General features: G+C 48.4%; 24 protein-coding genes. 21 read left to right on the top strand and 3 right to left on the bottom strand.

Annotated elements, in window-relative coordinates:
* Positions 1-216: 216 nt before the first annotated feature.
* Positions 217-855 (bottom strand): NYN domain-containing protein, encoded by a 639-nt coding sequence (locus K4305_RS08855; protein WP_331562053.1) that lies wholly within the window; start codon positions 853-855, stop codon positions 217-219.
* A 249-nt stretch (positions 856-1,104) separates the two neighbouring features.
* Here K4305_RS08855 and K4305_RS08860 point away from each other — a divergent pair, with 249 nt between their 5' ends.
* The 5 genes from K4305_RS08860 (at position 1,105) to K4305_RS08880 (ending at position 3,465) form a co-directional block, all read left to right on the top strand.
* Positions 1,105-1,347 (top strand): Ada metal-binding domain-containing protein, encoded by a 243-nt coding sequence (locus K4305_RS08860; RefSeq protein WP_331562054.1) that lies wholly within the window; start codon positions 1,105-1,107, stop codon positions 1,345-1,347.
* Positions 1,348-1,371: 24 nt separating this feature from the next.
* The gene (locus K4305_RS08865) at positions 1,372-2,202 is read left to right on the top strand and encodes a hypothetical protein (RefSeq protein ID WP_331562055.1); all 831 of its coding nucleotides are present in this window, start codon (positions 1,372-1,374) and stop codon (positions 2,200-2,202) included.
* The gene (locus K4305_RS08870) at positions 2,184-2,693 is read left to right on the top strand and encodes a hypothetical protein (RefSeq protein WP_331562056.1); all 510 of its coding nucleotides are present in this window, start codon (positions 2,184-2,186) and stop codon (positions 2,691-2,693) included. Before K4305_RS08865 ends, K4305_RS08870 begins: the two co-directional genes overlap by 19 nt.
* Positions 2,694-2,758: 65 nt before the next feature.
* The gene (locus K4305_RS08875) at positions 2,759-3,046 is read left to right on the top strand and encodes a hypothetical protein (protein WP_331562057.1); all 288 of its coding nucleotides are present in this window, start codon (positions 2,759-2,761) and stop codon (positions 3,044-3,046) included.
* The gene (locus tag K4305_RS08880; RefSeq protein ID WP_331562058.1) at positions 3,043-3,465 is read left to right on the top strand and encodes a hypothetical protein; all 423 of its coding nucleotides are present in this window, start codon (positions 3,043-3,045) and stop codon (positions 3,463-3,465) included. Before K4305_RS08875 ends, K4305_RS08880 begins: the two co-directional genes overlap by 4 nt.
* A 494-nt stretch (positions 3,466-3,959) precedes the next feature.
* On the opposite strand, the gene K4305_RS08885 is transcribed toward K4305_RS08880, so the two are convergent.
* A complete protein-coding gene (locus K4305_RS08885) occupies positions 3,960-4,535 on the bottom strand; it encodes a Panacea domain-containing protein (RefSeq protein WP_331562059.1) in 576 nt (191 codons plus the stop codon).
* A 191-nt stretch (positions 4,536-4,726) separates the two neighbouring features.
* Positions 4,727-5,083 (bottom strand): helix-turn-helix domain-containing protein, encoded by a 357-nt coding sequence (locus K4305_RS08890; RefSeq protein ID WP_331562060.1) that lies wholly within the window; start codon positions 5,081-5,083, stop codon positions 4,727-4,729.
* A gap of 338 nt (positions 5,084-5,421) precedes the next feature.
* On the opposite strand from K4305_RS08890, the gene K4305_RS08895 reads away from it, so the two are divergent.
* The 16 genes from K4305_RS08895 (at position 5,422) to K4305_RS08970 (ending at position 16,294) form a co-directional block, all read left to right on the top strand.
* Positions 5,422-5,562 carry a hypothetical protein gene (locus tag K4305_RS08895; RefSeq protein WP_331562061.1) on the top strand — a complete coding sequence of 47 codons (141 nt, stop codon included), beginning with the start codon at positions 5,422-5,424 and terminating at the stop codon, positions 5,560-5,562.
* On the top strand, positions 5,559-5,798 hold the full coding sequence (locus tag K4305_RS08900; protein ID WP_331562062.1) for a helix-turn-helix transcriptional regulator: 240 nt from the start codon (positions 5,559-5,561) through the stop codon (positions 5,796-5,798). The genes K4305_RS08895 and K4305_RS08900 overlap by 4 nt, the downstream gene beginning before the upstream one ends.
* A gap of 30 nt (positions 5,799-5,828) precedes the next feature.
* Complete coding sequence (locus tag K4305_RS08905) at positions 5,829-6,107, top strand: hypothetical protein (RefSeq protein ID WP_331562063.1); 279 nt, start codon at positions 5,829-5,831, stop codon at positions 6,105-6,107.
* 120 nt (positions 6,108-6,227) lie between these two features.
* A complete protein-coding gene (locus K4305_RS08910) occupies positions 6,228-6,602 on the top strand; it encodes a hypothetical protein (RefSeq protein WP_331562064.1) in 375 nt (124 codons plus the stop codon).
* Positions 6,599-7,348, top strand: coding sequence for a siphovirus Gp157 family protein (locus K4305_RS08915; protein ID WP_331562065.1), 750 nt, complete (start codon positions 6,599-6,601; stop codon positions 7,346-7,348). The genes K4305_RS08910 and K4305_RS08915 overlap by 4 nt, the downstream gene beginning before the upstream one ends.
* Complete coding sequence (bet, locus tag K4305_RS08920) at positions 7,300-8,523, top strand: phage recombination protein Bet (protein ID WP_331562066.1); 1,224 nt, start codon at positions 7,300-7,302, stop codon at positions 8,521-8,523. The genes K4305_RS08915 and bet overlap by 49 nt, the downstream gene beginning before the upstream one ends.
* The gene (locus K4305_RS08925; protein ID WP_331562067.1) at positions 8,520-9,104 is read left to right on the top strand and encodes a 3'-5' exonuclease; all 585 of its coding nucleotides are present in this window, start codon (positions 8,520-8,522) and stop codon (positions 9,102-9,104) included. Before bet ends, K4305_RS08925 begins: the two co-directional genes overlap by 4 nt.
* The gene (locus K4305_RS08930) at positions 9,101-9,523 is read left to right on the top strand and encodes a hypothetical protein (RefSeq protein WP_331562068.1); all 423 of its coding nucleotides are present in this window, start codon (positions 9,101-9,103) and stop codon (positions 9,521-9,523) included. Before K4305_RS08925 ends, K4305_RS08930 begins: the two co-directional genes overlap by 4 nt.
* A 24-nt stretch (positions 9,524-9,547) precedes the next feature.
* Positions 9,548-9,976: a hypothetical protein gene (locus tag K4305_RS08935; RefSeq protein ID WP_331562069.1), complete on the top strand. Its 429-nt coding sequence runs from the start codon at positions 9,548-9,550 to the stop codon at positions 9,974-9,976.
* A complete protein-coding gene (locus tag K4305_RS08940; protein ID WP_331562070.1) occupies positions 9,973-10,500 on the top strand; it encodes a hypothetical protein in 528 nt (175 codons plus the stop codon). Before K4305_RS08935 ends, K4305_RS08940 begins: the two co-directional genes overlap by 4 nt.
* Before the next feature lie 201 nt (positions 10,501-10,701).
* On the top strand, positions 10,702-11,556 hold the full coding sequence (locus tag K4305_RS08945) for a YdaU family protein (protein ID WP_331562071.1): 855 nt from the start codon (positions 10,702-10,704) through the stop codon (positions 11,554-11,556).
* Positions 11,549-11,944 (top strand): hypothetical protein, encoded by a 396-nt coding sequence (locus K4305_RS08950; RefSeq protein WP_331562072.1) that lies wholly within the window; start codon positions 11,549-11,551, stop codon positions 11,942-11,944. Before K4305_RS08945 ends, K4305_RS08950 begins: the two co-directional genes overlap by 8 nt.
* The gene (locus tag K4305_RS08955; protein WP_331562073.1) at positions 11,941-12,231 is read left to right on the top strand and encodes a hypothetical protein; all 291 of its coding nucleotides are present in this window, start codon (positions 11,941-11,943) and stop codon (positions 12,229-12,231) included. Before K4305_RS08950 ends, K4305_RS08955 begins: the two co-directional genes overlap by 4 nt.
* A gap of 56 nt (positions 12,232-12,287) precedes the next feature.
* The gene (locus K4305_RS08960) at positions 12,288-12,827 is read left to right on the top strand and encodes a terminase small subunit (protein WP_331562074.1); all 540 of its coding nucleotides are present in this window, start codon (positions 12,288-12,290) and stop codon (positions 12,825-12,827) included.
* Positions 12,808-14,202 (top strand): hypothetical protein, encoded by a 1,395-nt coding sequence (locus K4305_RS08965; RefSeq protein WP_331562075.1) that lies wholly within the window; start codon positions 12,808-12,810, stop codon positions 14,200-14,202. Before K4305_RS08960 ends, K4305_RS08965 begins: the two co-directional genes overlap by 20 nt.
* A 19-nt stretch (positions 14,203-14,221) precedes the next feature.
* Complete coding sequence (locus tag K4305_RS08970; protein WP_331562076.1) at positions 14,222-16,294, top strand: portal protein; 2,073 nt, start codon at positions 14,222-14,224, stop codon at positions 16,292-16,294.
* Positions 16,295-16,403: the final 109 nt, after the last annotated feature.

Below are 16,403 nucleotides of genomic sequence, written 5' to 3' on the forward strand. Positions count from 1 at the left end.
GTAGATCTTTAATGATTATCTATAAATAGTACAAATAATAATCAGTACACTTAATGTATTCTTATGGCGGGGATGTATGCTTATCTAACGTCCGGTACTGATTCGACCCAATCCACAGAGGGATACTCTCGTATTTAGGGGTTACGGGAGAATGAGGTCAATCCTTTCGAACCAGACTGCCGGACGTTATTTGTTGATGAGTACTTTCAGTGAGTCTTACCACTGAGCTGGTTTGGCGATTGAAGACCCATCTGCCAGTAGGTAGGGGTTTGGGAATTGTGCTTTGACGTAAGCCTCTGGAGAGAGCGTGAATGAGCCAGGGGCGAGGGCCTTCATTTCTTTGGTTTGTGTGCCGAATGGAAAAGCGAAGATGATGTTCTTCTCTGGGAATAATTTTTTTCCCGTATTGACGGCTGGAACTAAGTCAGTGTCGCCAGTTACTAATACCGCGGTATCGCAAAGATTTTTATGAAACAACTCAAACAGGGTTGTCGCGAGCATGACGTCAGTTTCTTTTTCTTCATGCTTCAGAATTGTTGTTTTACAATTATTACACCATACAGACTTCTTTTTAAATCGATTGAGAAGAACTTGCACTCCAGAATCTTTCAAGCAGCGAATGTACTGTTCATGACGAAATGTAACGCCAGGCTTTGTGCGTTGTAGGTGTACTGCAAGTGCTGAGATATAGTGGATGTCTGCAAGCTGTGTGTTTTTTCCGATTGTTGGGAGGCAGTTTCTGCAAAGCGTAGAAAGGTCTAACCAACGGCAGTGTTTGTTGTGAGGAGGTTGATTTGCCCTTTTGAGTGTATGGTAGAGGTTGAACCCGTCAACGATAAAGGCGACTCTGTTCATCTCTGCTTTAGGAGGGGTAAAAAAAGAAACCGCCGGGCCTTGACCCGGCGGGGTTCAGCGATCCCGAAGGATAGGCTGGAGGTTACTTCTGTAAATGTAGTTAAATGGAAAGAAAAAGTCAATAAAAAAGACTTCTTCGGGTTGTTTTGCACCGTATTGGACGTTTATTTTTCAATAAAATTCCGTACCTTTCCAGTAATACGCAGTATCCCGAGTAGTACCCCTTTGCTAACCCTAAGCCTCTCGGATATGAAAGTTACACGTCCCCGTTCCCTGTTTTTCGCTCTGGTTATTCTGGCCGCCCTTATCGCTTCTCTGAACGGTTCTGCCCAGCTGCAAGCAGGTATGGGATACCACGGCAACACCAACACCTACAAGTTCCATTCTCCGGGGTGCCGGTACTATAACTGCCCTCATTGTACGGCTGTGTTCAAGACCAGGCAGGATGCTATCGATGCGGGGTATGTGCCGTGTGGGGTGTGCAGGCCGTGAGGAATAATTATAAAACATAAAAATATGCGTTATAAGCATAAATACTATTTTGGTAGAGTTGATATATTTAGTGCCAAGGATAATAATCGTGAAATTATTTCTCGGGCATTAATGTCAAACAGGGTTTCGGTTTTTCGTCGTTTTAAATATGGTTTTTTTGATGCGAATGAAATTACATTCAAGGGGCATGATTTCATTTCTGGTGTTTTGGTGAAATTTAAACAAGTTTATGAGAAAGAAGTTGTCGATGAGAGTATACATCAAGTTGTTGATGGAGAGTTACAAGATGGGGTCGTTGCTAAGGCTTCTTTTTATCTTGATTATAGATCAAAAGTGATTGCATATAGGCCGATTTTAAATCAAATAAGCGCCAAGCAGTTTCGTTATATATTTTCCCGTTTAATTGAGCAGTTTAATGATGAATTATTGGTTAGATGTTATGTTGAATCGATAGATGAGAGCATGAAGATTGAAGATGCTGTTAATAAATTCGAAGTAATAAATAGAATCAGTGTCGAGGTTCATCCAACTAATCCTCATAATAGGGAGTTATACCAAAATATTGATGATAGATTAAAAGTGCTTGAGGCTGATTCTTATAAGCAGGAGATTAATGGTGGTACGAATGGATTAAATAAACAAAAAATTGTTGAAGATGATTCATATAAAAGCTTGATTATGGCTTCGGATGGTTATGGTAAAGGTTTTGTTGAGGGGATTGTGAATGGAGAAAAGAAGGTTGTTAATACTTACGATTCTCCAGAAATATGTGAGGTTAATGATGTTGATAGTTTGGAGGGCTTTTTACGGCAACTATTTAAGCGGTTTGAAAAAATTTGGAATCGAAAGCAATAATAATAAATAGGCGCTTTATTGAGAGCGTCATTAAGTCATGGGATTTGTGGGTATCAATATTTCTGGCGACTTTTTTTTATTTTCTTTATCAAGATAATATAAATCTTGAAAAGTGTGAGAAAATATTTGAGGTATGCATTGCATTTTTATCAATTATATTTTCTGTTTATTATGCTGCATACGCGGTTTTGGTTGCTTCTGGTGATGATGAGTTTATAAGGTTTTTAGAGGAAGATGGTTCATATATGGATATTATATTGACATTTAGATATACATTGATACTTTTATTTATTTCTTTATTTTTTTCAGTTATTCTTTATTTTTATTCGCTTCTTGCTTTAATTGAGGGAATTAGTGTGTCATTAATGTCAATATATTTTTTTTTCGTCATGTACGCTCTTTTTGCTGTTATGCAGTCTTCACTTGATGCGGTCAAGTATTCTGAGTATAGAGTTCGTTTTTTGAAAATAAAAAAGAATAAAGATTTTTAATTTTATCATGTAAGGAGAAGACTTTTTTGGGTGTAAAATTCTTCATAGTTAAAATAAATATTTAAATGAATCCTATTCAAAAGATTGTTATCTCGATCTATGCAGGAATCATTTTCCTTATGACGCTGTTTCCTCCGTTTTACGCGAAGGCGCCCGGTCATAACACGGTAATCTACACGGGATACGGATCTATATTTACTCAGCATACCCCGGTTTATAACGGGGATGTACTGAACATCGCTGCTCAGATCGACGGGGATAAGCTGTTTCTGCAGTATATGGGGGCTACGCTGATCGCGATTGCGATGGTGTTCGTGGCTTCAAGCAAGTCGAGAATCAGGGGAGATCAATGATAACAGTGATAGCTTATTTCCTGGTGTTTTTAACTGTTGGGTGGGGAAGTGGCTTGATTATGCTGCCGTTTATGCCTGTGCTGATTGCTCTTCATAAAAAGAAGCTTGGGCGGACTATGAGCCAGATTGCTAACGGTACAGCCATGTATCTTTCGATAATATTAGCAGATTATATTTGTGGGCTTTTTGATGTTGAAACAAGCTATGCCATGTTTGTTTTGCCGTTTATAGCGATGATCCAGAACGATTTACAGAGAGTATATATCGCGCAGGCAGTTGTTAAAAATAATCAGACAGGGCCTCAGGAAGACCAAGATAAGTGCTTTTACGTGCTGCAAATGAATAAAGATTATTTTTTTACTGATATTATTGCGTTCATTATTGCGCTGGCAGCTCTTTCTCCATTAAAGCTGGTATAAAGTTTTTTCCGCAATAATCGAAGCCCGGCCATTCACCGGGCTTCTGCATTTCGGGGTATTGGTGGGGTTCGGTGCCGTGCCATGACAGTGGTTTCAATCAATACATAGCGGCTTGTTTTCTAAGAAATATTGTTTTACTCGTCGAGGTGTGTGAGGTGAGCGCATAAGTCCTTCACAAATCCGTTTGAATAGCGCATCATCTACAGGATCGCAAAGAACATAGTACCCGTTAGCACATTTGGATAAATGATTTACCTTTTGGTATGCGGGCTTATTGTATGCTATGTAGCTTTGTTGTTTTATAAAAGGATGCTCTCCTGGATTCACTATGCATGAGGGATCATGATAGGTTGGTGGCCGTATGGTGGAAAAGCTTACAAGAAGATGCTCATTATTTGAGCATTTGGAGGTAAGGATGACAAATAAATGGTTTTTCTCGCCGGACGGAATCAAAATTGTGTCTTTGATTGACGGGATATAACTCATTTGTGAATTTAGGAAAAGGCCGTAGTGAGTTGGCGATTATCCATAATGTCATTTTCTAATTCCTCGGCATTCTTTTTCCCGAGAAACTTGAATACTCGCTCATAGGGAATAGGATTGGATGAACCATGAGGGTCTTCCCATTCCGGACAATTCTCATGTGTCCAGTCGCGTATCTGATACTGATCCATCTGTCCGAACTCTTCCCACGTTTCCGTAAGTGTTGCAATTTCTGCATCGCTCAATTCATCAAGCTCGTTCAGGGTTGGATTGTCTGCCAGACCGACATTATGGGCGTTTCGATCACGAATGAATTCATCCCATCCGGCATCGTTGTTGTATCCGTTGATGAAGTTGAACGTCATGGAGTTTACCGGCCCATGTGGCATCGAGACGAGTTCATCATCAAGAATTGGGTAGTCGTACTTCTCCATGTGGTGCCGGTCGGCAAGATAGAGAAGCTTGGTCAGCTTTAGAACGTTTATGTGACCGCCTTCTTGTATGGCGAAGAAAGCTGCAACCTGAGCGGCTTTTCTTGCGTTAAACCAATGATTGAAATGAGTTAGCATCCTTGTTCTCCTTTGCATGTTATGCTTCGTTGAGACAAGTTATAATACGTCATCGTTCCCTGTGTAGTTATATACTCAAATAAAGCTATTGCTTAATTTAAAGAATTTTCTATAAAAAGGAAATTTAACTGTGACGATAATGGGACACTTGCGGGACCATTGTGAGACAATTGAAGAAAAATCATCGCATTATTTTTTTAATCTGACCGCTACTCCTTCTCTCTCTTCTTCTCCTCAATCTCCTCCATGATCAGCTGGACAGCCTCCATGAGGAGCTGGCCGGCCCTTTCTATTTTTGCCTCACTTGCACTTTTATAACGAATGTCTTTCAAAAACATCTCTCCTTTTCCGGTGTAAAGCCAGTCAAGAGAGACTCCTATCTTAATCAGTCTTGACACAAGATTTTCTGGGTCTCTTTTATTTGGAGAACCTTCAGGAAGCAAGTGTTTACTGAAGTTCTGTGCCTGCATGCCCAGCATATCAGCCATCTCAGTCTGATTGCATCCCATCCGCTCCATAACCATCCGGAGACGATTCTCCATTATATTATTTTTTGTAATGGTCATAAAAGACTTGTTATAGTGGTCAAAAAAGACTATCATTTAACTGTGACATCAATAAGACGAAGATAAGACAATCAAATGACGAACAATCACAGACCAAAGAGACGAAAGTTTCTCCAGGACATCTGGCCTGAGGTTACTGCGAGTGTCAACGAGGAGTACCAGTTATCGCTGAGCGTTGATGCTGCGCGGAAGCGGTACTACCGTGGAGACGTAAAGGTGGCCAAGGCGTACAAGGCCGCCGTGGAAAATCGGACTCTTACTGAACAACAAAACAGTGAAGAGTTTCAAAAAATTCGAAGTGAAATCAAGGCAATCGTCAACAATAAACCATGTGCATCATGAAACAGTCATGGAAGAGGGAGCAAGGGTACACGCATTATGTGTACTCGGGACCGGGTTCAATCGAGTATTTCTATTCGATCGAAGAAGCTCAGGCTTACCAGTCTGAAAATGGCGGCGAAATCGGGGAGGTGTTATGAGTGAGGAAGTTCGGACGCCGATGCGGTTTTATCGCCTGAAAGAGATTATCGGCGACAGGAAGGCCGGGATCCCCGCGATTATTCCGGTATGTCGATCGGTATGGTATGCGGGGATCAAGAAGGGATTGTATCCGAAACCGGTAAAGCTTTCGGAGCGGACAACTGCATGGAAGTCAACGGACATTGACGAGCTGGCGAAGCAGTTGTCGGGTGAAGTTGATGTGTCAGGTCAATAACAACAACCACAAAACAGAAGGAGAAAAATTATGACGATTCAGAAAATAATGCTGGTTCGCGGGGTTCCGCCATGCTTTTGCATGATCGCTCACGTGCAAGGGGAGGCGTTGCTGCAGAACGAAGACCGGTTCGGGAGGTGCGGTAAGCGCGTCTACCAGCCGGAGCCGGAAAATATTCCTGGATGTATGCGGCTTTATGTGCGGGAGTTTCGTGAGGCGACGCCTGCGGCTTTCATGCACGTGATGAGTGTGCGCTTCCTGGATGGCGTTGGTGGTGCAATACGTGCTTCATCGGCAATACTGAACTAAACAGGGGGGTGGTAAATGAAACAGCTTTTTGACCGGATGGTGCAGGCAGTGAAACGGTTCCTGTGTTGCAGGCGGGTTCGGCATTATGAATGGAAAATCGAAACGAGGGAGGATTGATAGATGAATGGTTTGCTTTTACGGGCTGGCCGGGTGCTGAAGTATCGTGTTATACATCGTGCTCAGCGGTATACGGTGAAGCATTCGTGCGGATGGATCGAGGCTGAGAAGATTACCGGTGCTACGGTGGCGGAGGTTGAGGAGAAGATCAGGGAGGTTCTTGCTCCTGTGGTACATGCTTTGAGTGTCGAGCGGATTGCTGCGGGGTTTCGTCTGCCGGAGAATTTCGGAGACAAGATGCGGGATTATCTGCGCCTGGATTGCACGATCATCGACCGGACGACGGGGCGGAATGTTGAGGACAAAAAAAAAGCGAGTTCGTGGCTGGTACCCTCGAACCCGCAAGGAGCTATTAACAAAAACAAGGTACAACAATGAAAGAGACGAAACAAGAGGAGCTTGCATTGCTGGAGGCTGATGTTGCCTCCTGTGAGTGTGATGGTGAACAGTTGGTTGTGACGGTGGAGCCGGCGAAAGCGAATCCTCTGGCTGATCTGGTGAAGGCTGATGGCAAGAAACTCTCCCTGGTCGATATGCTGAACCTTTACCGTGAGATCGAGGATGCATTGATCGAATCGGGCGGACTTGCTGAACTTGGTGACCAGCTGGCGGCTGTTGAGGGGAAGATTGAGCAGAAGCTTGATAACTGCAAGGGGCTGATCGAGTACTGGAAAGGGCAGATAACCTATCTGGATGACCGTGAGAAGATGTACAAGAACCGGAAGATCAGGATCAAGAACGGGATCGACTGGATGAAGAACTGCATGAAGGCCGCGTTATTCGCCACGGGGAAAGAGAAGATCAAGACGACGGAGGGGACGTACTATTTCATCAAGCCGAAAAGTCCTGTCAGGATTCTACCGGAGTATATGACTCCGCAGTATGCTGCGGCTTTGCAGAAGCTCGGGCTGAGACGGCATAATGTGGTTATCACGATCCCCGCGACGTATGGCGGAGAGGTGGAGCGTTTTGCTGCGGAGCTGAAGCAGCGGTTCCTTGGGCTAACCGTGACCGTAACCGAGCCGGAGTATGATCTGGAGGGCATTCATGCCCGATGGAGCAAGGGAAACAGGCGGTGGCCGAAGTGGCTGGTGGCGGCGGAAAAAGGTTTTGCAATTCGATAATCGAGAGGAGGGATAAAATGGCAGAGTCAACAGCGATGGTTCAGCAGCAGGGGGGGGTGATGACCCCCGCAGCTGTGCAGCAGGTGCAGTTTTCGCCTGAGCAGGTGGAGTTGATCAAGAACCAGATTCTGAAGGGTGGTTCTGATGATGAGTTGAAGGTGTTTTTGTACCAGTGTGGCCGGACGGGTCTTGATCCGTTCACGAGGCAGATTTTCGGTATCAAGCGATGGGATGATGATGCGAAGAAGGAGACGCTGGGTGTTCAGGTGTCGATCGATGGGCTCCGGCTTATTGCGGAGAGGACGGGCAAGTATCGGGGGCAGACATCGGCGCAGTGGTGTGGTCAAGATGGTGTGTGGAAGGATGTGTGGCTTTCGGATGAACCTCCGGCAGCGGCGAGGGTCGGGGTGTTCAAGGCTGGGTTTATAGAGCCGTTGTATAGGGTGGCAAGGTTTTCGTCTTATGCGGCAAAAAGACGGGATGGAAGTCTTACCCGGATGTGGAGGTCGATGGGGGATGTGATGATTGCCAAGTGTGCGGAGGCTTTGGCGTTGCGCACGGCTTTTCCGCATGAGCTTTCGGGGCTGTATTCGGATGATGAGATGCAACAGTCGCAGAATGATGCATCTCAACAGCAGACAGAGCCGCAAAAGCAGGGCGAGAAGAAGCCGAATAATGGTTCTTCCAATGGCAAGCAGCAGAAGAAACCGGCTTCGACGGAACCGATGATGATTCCCGATCAGGAGCGGCTTATTCGGGCTTTGTTGAAGGATGCTCACCTGAAGAAGGAGGAGATTGCGCGTGTCAACGCCGATTTGAAGGATGGATTTACGCAGAAGGTTGCCGAAGAGTGTATCGGATGGCTGATCGGGAATATCCAGAACCGGAGGCCTGAGGCGAATGATATGCTTCGTGAGGAGATCAGGGCTCTTTCGATGAATGAGGTGTTCACGGAGCAGGAGAGGGAGGCTATAGTGTTCGAGTTGACGCTGCCGTTGTCTATCAAGCGGGGAAATGCCTGGATTATAAAGCTGAATGAGAAAATCGCTGAGCGGTCGTTTGCTCCTGGTGATGGTAATGATGGTCCTGATCATGATCCTGAGGGTGATGATGATTGTCAGGGTGGGCTGGCGGGTAGCATTTTTGAAGGTTATGACGAGGAGGGGATTCGATGAAACGTAAAACGTTGTGGTTTGACCTGGAGACGACCGGTACCGATCCGAAGTACCATGGTATCCTGCAATTTGCTGGTATGGTTGAGATCGATGGAGAACTGGTTGATCGGCTCAATGTTAAGATGCAGCCCCATTCCGGGGCTGTCATCGAGAAGGAGGCTCTTCTGGTGAACGGGATTACTGTTAATCAGATTTCGGGCCTGATGCCTCATAATGAGGGGTACCAGCAGATTCTCGGGTTTTTCGATAAGCATGTGTCGAAGTATGACCGGGGTGACAAGATGTATCCTGCCGGTTTCAATGTGCGGTTTGACCTGGAGTTTCTGCAGGAGATGTTCAAGCGGTTCAATAAGTACGGTATTGGTTCGCACCTGAATTGGCGTGCTGTCGATCCGCTGCCGTTGCTTTACCTGCTTGATTATACGGGGAGGATTTCGCTCATGAACTACAAGCTTTCGACGGTGTGCGAGTATTTCGGAATCCCGATCGAGAAGGCGCATGATGCGTTGAATGATGTGATGGCAACCTATGATCTGACGAGGAAGCTGTTGCGGGATTACGGGCTGGAGGTAGAGAGATGAAATACGCTATAGCAAATGAGTTTGGTGTTTTTATCGGAGACAAAGCCGAGCGGATCATTGTGGCTGTTGATCGACGAGTACATGCTGAAGCGTCTATCTATCATGCGAGGGAGGGCTACGTGTACTCTATGAACCTCAACACGAAACAATGGGGGTCAGGAGGTGGAGCACATAAAGATGGCCCGTATTTCTCATCGCTTGATGAGGCTGAGGAGCACTTTGTGCGATCTGCAATCACTCAGCTACGGATAGAAGGTGAAAGTGCCTTGGCGAGTGCTTTATGGCTTGAGAAGAATAATCGACATGGTTGGTCATGGGTTGGGCGTGATGACCGAGAAAGATATCTGGATTGTATGCGGCTTATAGAAGCACTGCAAGAGCATTTACGGGTAAAGAACCAGACTGTGTTAGAGTTTTGATTTAACCATAAGACAACAAGAGCCATGAAACAAAAAGTGTTCAGGGAAACGCTTCCCTGTCTTCTGACGGATGGGGAGAAGATTGAAAAAGGAAGGGAATTGTCCGGCCTCATTGCAACGATCGGTGATTTGCAGGTGCAGAAAAAGGCTCATGCTGACCGCCTGAAGAAGGAGATCGAGGGGCATGAGGTTGAGGTCGAGGACATTTCAAAGATCATTCGTGACGGTTTTGAGTTCCGTATGGTGGAGTGCATCGAAGAGCGTGATTATGAGAAGATGATGATTCATGTCATCCGTACCGATTGTGGATCAATAGTGCGATCACGCGCCATGACGATCGATGAGCGCCAGGAGAGCATGTTCGAAGAGCAGGCTGAAGAGGCCGACGTTATGGATGTTTCTGCCGATGGTGCCGGGTTTCGCTTATTGAAAGCTATGAATGAAGGGGAATGATGAATCTCATGCACAGGAGAACCGGGGGCGGCAATAAGCTCCCGGATCCCGAACGGGTGATACGTGGCAGGCGGAACCGGCAGCAGGGAGCCTGGGCTGAGGAATTGGCAGCTGAGGCGCTTCGGCGCCTTGGCTTCCAGTGTGTGGAACCGATCCATACGGGGTTTCAGGTTGTGCGCTCTGGTGGCAGGATTACGGGGGCGTTTCCGATGGAGAAGGTGTCGGGGGATATCAAGGCGATTGCCCCAGGAGGCCGTTCCGTGCATTGTGAGGTGAAGTATCAGCCTGATCCCTACCAGAACCTCACATGGAGCATGTTTACTCGCAAGCGCAAGAGTCACCAGATAAAGGCGCTCAATGATACCGTTGATGCCGGTGGAATTGGCCTGGTGGTGTGGGTGAGGGGTTACACTGAGGTGTGTGTGTTACAATGGCCTATTGACGGATTTGGCCCCGGAAAGGGTATAACCTGGGAGCAGGCTTGCGATGCGATGGTTGAGATCGGGAAGGGGGATAACCGATGAATAAAATTTCCCATTGGTATGAATGCGCGAAAAGGTTACGCATTGAGAAGGGGGGGCCGTCGCGGGCCGTGAAACAGAACTTAACGTCAAGAATTATGATAGCTCTCTTGCACAGAATGGGTCTTTCCGGTGTCCTCCACTGGTGTTCGCCCTCCGCGACCTGTGCAGGGGAGCTATCATTTTTTTTGTGGGGGAGGTGATATGCATTTCTACAAGTTTCACATAGGGGATTATCGGGCAGACACCTCACACCTTACCAATGAGGAGGATCTTTGTTACCGGCGGTTATTGGATATGTATTACGATTCTGAGAAGGAAATCCCACTGGAAACCCAGTGGGTTGCCAGACGGATACGAGTGGATTCCGAAACGGTTTCTACAGTACTGGAGGACATGTTTATTAAGACCGAGACGGGGTGGAAAAACCCTCGTTGTGAGTCGGAGATTGCTGAATATCATCGAAATACCGAGAAAAACCGTGAGAATGGCAGGAAGGGTGGTCGCCCGAAAAAGCGCGTCAGTAAAGAAGAAAAACCCACTGGGTTCCCAGTGGAAACCCAAGCGGAACCCACTGAAAACCCAAGTGAAAGGCAACCATTAACCATAAACCATAAACCATTAACCAATAACCAAGAAGAAGAGGTAAAGGGGAGTGCAGAGGGGAATACTGATCAGCCAAAGCAGGCTTTGGCTTCCCCTGGGTTCAGTCAGGATTTCATGAATCGGGTCTGGCCATACTACCTCAAGACTGGCAAGAGCAGGTACAAAAATCGAGAGTCCCAGGAGGTGGCTCTCAGGCACCTCTTTAAGCTGGCGATGGGTGATGAACGGGAAGCTATCGAGGCGCTTCAGTACGCGGTGGCGAACAATTATCAGGGTTTTCAGTGGTATTTCAAACACAAACAGCAGGGCAATGGAACAGGCACAACAACAGCCGGGCGCAAGGGTGTTTCATCTGACGAGGCAAGAAGAACGCTTGACTGGATCCGCAATCATCCCAGTCTTCGACACGAGGACGGGGGAGATGGTGGTGTACACGGACAAGCTGTTGGATGATGTGACAGCGGGGGCGCTTTACTTCAGGCTTTTGCAGGCCTTTCCGAAAATGACAGATGGGGTTTCGCGCATCATCCTTGAGCGCTTGGCGGATAACGGGTTTACATGCTGTCGAGCGATTGATGCAGTAAACCACGTGATCGACACCTATGAGGGCTGGGATAAGTGCCCGAATGTGGCAAACTTCGTCGGGTTCAACCGCAGGGTGAAAACGCTCAGTTACGCTGAACTCAACCATAAGCACGACAAAGGAGAAATAGCTTGGTCGGATTACGAACCGATCGATGTTGGTCTGGAGATGCCTCGATGGGCAAAGCGTGAGGATGTGCAGCAGTACAACCTGACACGGTGGGTTGTCAAACAACAGCAGCAGGGGAGGCGTGGATGAGAGCTTCAAGAACGGACGCAGAGGTGATTATCCTCGATAATGAAACGGTTTTTGTTGAGAAGCGCAGGGATATTGAGTCCGTGCTCCATAAGCGTGTGGCGGGGCCTTGGCAGGCCGTATGGCTCAAGGTTGTTGTGCATGCTGACACTCGGGATGAGGCTGTTAGAGTGATGGCGGATCGGATCGAGCGCAAGAAGGCGCTTAAGCTGCTTGAGGAGTATTTCCGGCAGAAGAGGATCAGGAAAGCAGTGGATGATCTTGTTGCGACGCGCAGACCTCTTGAGTAACTCACCCACCGAATTTTCACCATTGGTATGTTTGCTGCCGTTTTATAGCCTCCAGCATGGCAAAACTAACCCAGAAAAGAGAGTCGTTCGCTCGGCTTTATGTCGAGTACGGAGACGCGAGTAAGGCGTACAGAGAGGCTTTTCCGTCTTCGCACATGTGGAAGGATAAGACTGTCTGGGAGGCTGCATCAAGACTGATTAAGGATAGCAAGGTTTTAGCAAGGATAGGGGAACTGAAGAAGTCGCGTGCTCAGAAGCTGGACATAAGCGAGAACAGGATCCTGGCGGAGATTGCTGCAATCGCGTTTTCAGACGTTGGGGAGCTTGAAGGCGAACAAGGAGGCTTCAAGGGTCTCAAAAGCCTCTCAGCGGCGACAAGACGGGCGGTGAAGAGTGTGAAATTCAAACGGTATGTCGAGGGCAAGGGTGAAGAGGCCAAACTGGTGGAGATCACTCACGTTGAGATGCACCCGAAATTACAGGCTCTGGAGAAGATCTGCGAGATCAAGGGAATTACGGCTCCTCCGAAGCAAGATAGGCCGGTGAATGTCACCGTCAACGTTAAAGGAAACGCGAATGTTCGCACTGAGCATTGACGATGATCTTCAGGTGATCGATTCTTCAGAGGCCGTTGAGGCTGTCGAGGTTGGTCTTCCGTATCGCTACACAGCCCGTCCTTACCAGCAGGAATTGTTCGAGGCGAAGTTCGTCAGGAAGCTTCTGCGGTTTGCAGTTGTGTGGCATCGCAGGGCTGGCAAGGATAAGACCTACTGGCAGATTGCCGTTGCCGCTACACAAGAGCGTATCGGTTCTTACTGGTACATGCTTCCAAAGCAGACGCAGGCCCGTAAGGCGATCTGGAAAGGACGAGGGAAGGATGGGTTGACGTTCATTGATCACATCCCAAAAGAGATCATCAAGACGATCAATAACACGGAGATGTACATCGAGTTTACAAACGGTTCTCTCCTCTATGTTCTGGGCTCTGACACGTACAACAACCTTGTTGGCAACAATCCACTTGGAGTCGTGTACTCTGAGTGGTCGCTGTGTGATCCTGCCTCTTGGGACTATCTACGTCCTATCCTTGCCGAAAACGGCGGATGGGCCATGTTTTGCTATACTCCCCGTGGCCGCAATCACGGGTATTCGCTTCTGCAGGCAGCAAAGAAGTTTCCGGAGCGCTGGTTTTCCTCAGTGCTCACCGTGGACGATACCAAGGATGCCGATGGCAATCCGATCATCACACAGGAGATTATCGATCAGGAGCGGGCGGAAGGCATGAGTGAGGACATGATCCAGCAGGAGTATTACTGTTCGTTCGATGCTGCCGTGCCTGGATGCTATTTCGGCAAGGAGATGAAGGCCGCCTATGATGATGGGCGAGTGTGCCGGGTACCGATCGAGAAGGTATTGCCGGTTTACACCTTCTGGGACCTCGGGATCGGCGATGATATGGCTATCTGGTTGATGCAGCCATACGGGAAAGAACTCAGGCTGATTGCCAGCTATAACAACAGCGGGGAAGGCATGCAACACTACATCAACTGGCTGCATGAGTTCCGAGACAAGCACGAGATCAGATTTGCAGAACACTATGCTCCTCATGACATTCAGGTGCGGGAGCTGATGAGCGGGAAAAGTCGTAAGGAAACCGCGTCAGAGATGGGGATCGAGTTCGAAGCTGTTCCCAGGGTTTCCCAGAAATCGGATAGCATCGAGGCACTGCGCCGGTTATTCCCTCGTCTGATATTCGATTCAGAGCGATGTGAGTACGGTATCAATGCCATCGCAAGCTATCACCGTGAGTATGACGAGGAGCGAAAGGTTTTCAAGTCTCGTCCTGAACATGATTGGACGAGCAACCTCGCAGATGCCCTGCAGCAGTTGGCTCTGGCATGGGAGGACAAGACACCTGTCCCAGCGGATCGATCAAAAGAGCCTGCCGGCAGCGGGTGGATGAGCGCTTAACGATAACACCAACACGACCATGTTACAAGGTTCCGAGCCGATCAAGGCTGATGATACCAGCACAACTGATGATTTCCTTTGCGTTGCGCGTGATCGATATGTTACGGCGACAACATACTGGCGGGACAACTACTATAACGCCCTTGAGGATCTCAATTTCACCTACATCGAGCAGTGGGATCAGGCGACGAAAGAAGCTCGAAAGGATCGACCATGCCTGACACTCAACAAGCTGCCGACCTTCATTGACCAGGTTGTTGGTGACATTCGCCAGAACCGGCCATCGATCAAGGTTCATCCTGTCGAAGCTGATCATCGAGTTGGCCCACAACCTGCAGGGCCACAAGGCGGGCCACAGGGTGGAAAAGTACCGAATTTGGCAGGCACGAAGGATTACAGCGAGGCTGAGCTTCGAAACGGTCTCATCTACAACATCTGGAACATGAGCGATGCCGATAGCCATACGGACACGGCAGCACAGCATTCCGTTGAGGGTGGGTTTGGGTTTCTCCGGGTACTCACGGCCTATTCGGATGACGATACCTTTGATCAGGATCTGCTTATCAAGAGCATTCGCAACCGATTCTCCGTGCTGTTCGATCCACTTGCAACCAATGAGCCGGACTTCTCATGTGCCAACTGGTGCTTCATTTCTGAGCTGATGAGGCGCAAGGAGTTCAACAAGCGGTATCCGGATGCCATTCTCGGCGATATGGGCGACCAGGTGCTCGGCGAGGACTGGCATTTGTGGTACAACGAGGACATGGTGAGGGTAGCCGAGTATTTCTACCGGGAGCCGGTCAAACGAAAGCTTTTGCTCCTGAGTAGCGGTGAAACGGTATGGCTGGACGAAATCAAACCTGTACTGGATGAGCTGCAAGCCCGGGGGATTGAGGTCCGAAGGGAACGGAAGGTCTCGACATACAAGGTCATGTGGAGCAAGATAACTGCGCGATCAATCCTCGAAAAGCCAACGGAGGTGCCTTTCAGGACAATACCAGTGGTGCCGGTGCTCGGAAAAGAGGTCGTGATTGGTAATCAGGTGCATTACCGAGGACTGATCAGGTACGCCAAGGATGCCCAGAAGATGCACAACTACTGGCTATCGTCGGCAACGGAACGTGTCGCCCTGGCCCCAAAGCAAAAGTTTATAGCCGATGCCAAGAGTGTCGAAGGGTTTGAAAGTGAGTGGGCCAATGCGAACACTTCCGCGAAAGCATTGCTCCGGTACAAAGCCCGTCCTGATGTTATCCCACCAGCCCCCGTTGCGCCCCCGAATATGCCGGCTGCCGAGCTGCAACTTGCCCTGGCTGGATCGGATGAGATAAAAGCCACAACGGGCCTGTATGATGCCTCCATGGGCAATCAGGGTAATGAGACGAGCGGTAAGGCCATTCTGGCCCGTCAACGTCAGGGGGATCGAGGAACTTTCGCATACATCGACAACCTGAGCAGGGCGCTGCGCCGAGTTGGCAAGCTCCTGATTGATTCGATTCCCCGCGTGTACGATTCAGAGCGGATCGTCCGCCTGATATTCCCGGATGGGAAAGAAGACTGGGTGACAATCAACAAGACGGTGATCGACCAGCAGACAGGGCAGCCTGTTCTCGTCCACGACATTTCTGCCGGCAAATACGACTGTACAGTAAGTACGGGCCCGAGTTACCAGACGATGCGTCTTGAGGCCGCAGATAGCCTCATGCAGTTCGTTCAGGCTGTTCCGGCGGCCGGCGGAGTGATCCTCGATCTGGTTGCTAAAAATATGGACTGGCCGGGCGCTGATGAGATCGCAAAAAGGCTGAAGAAGATATTGCCGTCCGGGACGCTCTCCGAACAGGAGATGCAGGAGGAAGGTATCGAACCTCCGCAACCTTCACCAGAGGCGCAGGCGGCAATGGCGAAAGCTCAGGCAGACATTGCAAAGGCCAAGGCTGACGAAGCTATGGCGCAGGCCAAGACCGTGGAGGCACAGGCGAAGATCCTTGAGATTCAGGTTCAGGCGGCCATTGCCGGACCGGATACCATCGAGGAGACGGTGCGAAACCTTGTGGCTGATGCGTTGGCAGAGATTATGCAGGCACAGGCATCTTAAAGCGCGTAGCCGGGATCCTCTCCCGGCTTTTTTATTGCCAAAAAAAATTCCCCATTGGTATGAATAGAAAACGGTTGTACGCTTTTCGAAAGCTACTGGTGGCAGTTCA

The organism is Chlorobium sp. (genome assembly GCF_036528655.1).
Classification (GTDB): Bacteria; Bacteroidota; Chlorobiia; order Chlorobiales; family Chlorobiaceae; genus Chlorobium.

Bases quoted from the DNA above. Each gene is read 5' to 3' on its own strand.
- K4305_RS08855 (WP_331562053.1), bottom strand. From the start codon at position 855: ATGAACAGAGTCGCCTTTATCGTTGACGGGTTCAACCTCTACCATACA.
- K4305_RS08860 (WP_331562054.1), top strand. From the start codon at position 1,105: ATGAAAGTTACACGTCCCCGTTCCCTGTTTTTCGCTCTGGTTATTCTG.
- K4305_RS08865 (WP_331562055.1), top strand. From the start codon at position 1,372: ATGCGTTATAAGCATAAATACTATTTTGGTAGAGTTGATATATTTAGT.
- K4305_RS08875 (WP_331562057.1), top strand. From the start codon at position 2,759: ATGAATCCTATTCAAAAGATTGTTATCTCGATCTATGCAGGAATCATT.
- K4305_RS08880 (WP_331562058.1), top strand. From the start codon at position 3,043: ATGATAACAGTGATAGCTTATTTCCTGGTGTTTTTAACTGTTGGGTGG.
- K4305_RS08885 (WP_331562059.1), bottom strand. From the start codon at position 4,535: ATGCAAAGGAGAACAAGGATGCTAACTCATTTCAATCATTGGTTTAAC.
- K4305_RS08890 (WP_331562060.1), bottom strand. From the start codon at position 5,083: ATGACCATTACAAAAAATAATATAATGGAGAATCGTCTCCGGATGGTT.
- K4305_RS08895 (WP_331562061.1), top strand. From the start codon at position 5,422: ATGAAACAGTCATGGAAGAGGGAGCAAGGGTACACGCATTATGTGTAC.
- K4305_RS08900 (WP_331562062.1), top strand. From the start codon at position 5,559: ATGAGTGAGGAAGTTCGGACGCCGATGCGGTTTTATCGCCTGAAAGAG.
- K4305_RS08905 (WP_331562063.1), top strand. From the start codon at position 5,829: ATGACGATTCAGAAAATAATGCTGGTTCGCGGGGTTCCGCCATGCTTT.
- K4305_RS08910 (WP_331562064.1), top strand. From the start codon at position 6,228: ATGAATGGTTTGCTTTTACGGGCTGGCCGGGTGCTGAAGTATCGTGTT.
- K4305_RS08915 (WP_331562065.1), top strand. From the start codon at position 6,599: ATGAAAGAGACGAAACAAGAGGAGCTTGCATTGCTGGAGGCTGATGTT.
- K4305_RS08925 (WP_331562067.1), top strand. From the start codon at position 8,520: ATGAAACGTAAAACGTTGTGGTTTGACCTGGAGACGACCGGTACCGAT.
- K4305_RS08930 (WP_331562068.1), top strand. From the start codon at position 9,101: ATGAAATACGCTATAGCAAATGAGTTTGGTGTTTTTATCGGAGACAAA.
- K4305_RS08935 (WP_331562069.1), top strand. From the start codon at position 9,548: ATGAAACAAAAAGTGTTCAGGGAAACGCTTCCCTGTCTTCTGACGGAT.
- K4305_RS08940 (WP_331562070.1), top strand. From the start codon at position 9,973: ATGATGAATCTCATGCACAGGAGAACCGGGGGCGGCAATAAGCTCCCG.
- K4305_RS08945 (WP_331562071.1), top strand. From the start codon at position 10,702: ATGCATTTCTACAAGTTTCACATAGGGGATTATCGGGCAGACACCTCA.
- K4305_RS08955 (WP_331562073.1), top strand. From the start codon at position 11,941: ATGAGAGCTTCAAGAACGGACGCAGAGGTGATTATCCTCGATAATGAA.
- K4305_RS08960 (WP_331562074.1), top strand. From the start codon at position 12,288: ATGGCAAAACTAACCCAGAAAAGAGAGTCGTTCGCTCGGCTTTATGTC.
- K4305_RS08965 (WP_331562075.1), top strand. From the start codon at position 12,808: ATGTTCGCACTGAGCATTGACGATGATCTTCAGGTGATCGATTCTTCA.
- K4305_RS08970 (WP_331562076.1), top strand. From the start codon at position 14,222: ATGTTACAAGGTTCCGAGCCGATCAAGGCTGATGATACCAGCACAACT.